This is a genomic window from Neisseria sp. P0021.S006, assembly GCF_051956895.1.
Map to the genome: position 1 here is coordinate 1 of NZ_JBQCWZ010000596.1, position 823 is coordinate 823.

General features: G+C 40.5%; 1 protein-coding gene and 1 pseudogene. One reads left to right on the plus strand and one right to left on the minus strand.

Translation table 11 applies throughout. From position 1 onward, the window contains the following. A pseudogene (locus ACTHUM_RS15920) lies at positions 1 to 145 on the minus strand (efflux transporter periplasmic adaptor subunit); the annotation flags it as partial. Positions 146 to 434: 289 nt separating this feature from the next. Between ACTHUM_RS15920 and ACTHUM_RS15925 the strand changes: the two are divergent. Next, a partial coding sequence (locus tag ACTHUM_RS15925) for a type IV pilin protein (protein ID WP_440403410.1) occupies positions 435 to 823 on the plus strand: 389 nt, incomplete at its 3' end.

Genomic DNA, 823 nt, shown 5'->3' on the forward strand with positions numbered 1-823 from the left:
CCGACACGGTTTGACGAATATCGCCGCGTTTGACCACTTCTGTAATAAAAGAAGACTGAGGCTCAGGCTTCATCAAAGACCAGCCGCCGAAAGCTGCAGCCACGATAACAGCCGTACCGGCCGCCCACTTGAAAACTTTAGACATATAAAAGAAACCAATTCAATTAAATAACGTCGCAGACAAGCAACAAATGTATTGATAGAAACAAAAAAACAACTGGATTTTACTGTAAAGACCCAGGCTGACCAAGAGACAGCCGGCTTAAATTGAAGTTTAACTTATTGAAATAAAAAATAAAGGTCAGTAAACATTTTTCAGAACTTGCACCTCATTTACATAAATTCCCAAACTCCCTCCGAATCTGAACATTTAAGCCGCAAGAAAACTACTATAATATCCACGTCTTATTCTAATTATTCACGACATAAATACAATGAAACACCAACAAGGCTTCACGCTTATCGAGCTGCTGATAGTCGTTGTGATTGCAGCCATTCTTGCTATCATCGCATATCCGTCTTATCAAAACTATATCCGCCAAACGCGCCTTGCCGCCGTCCGCACGCAGATGCTTCATAACGCCCAACAGCTCGAACGCTACTACACTCAAAAAAGGACATTTAAGGATTTTCCTGGTAATAAGGATTTTCCTGCTAAAAATTTACAGCAGAATCAATATTTCAATATTAGTTTTTCCGAAGGTACAGCTTCTATGCCTAATCCTTCCGATTCAGGTTATATTTTGAAGGCAGAACCTAACAAAGAAACCAACGCTAATGAAACCTGTACCGTTTATTACAACGACAGCGGTATCATCTGGGC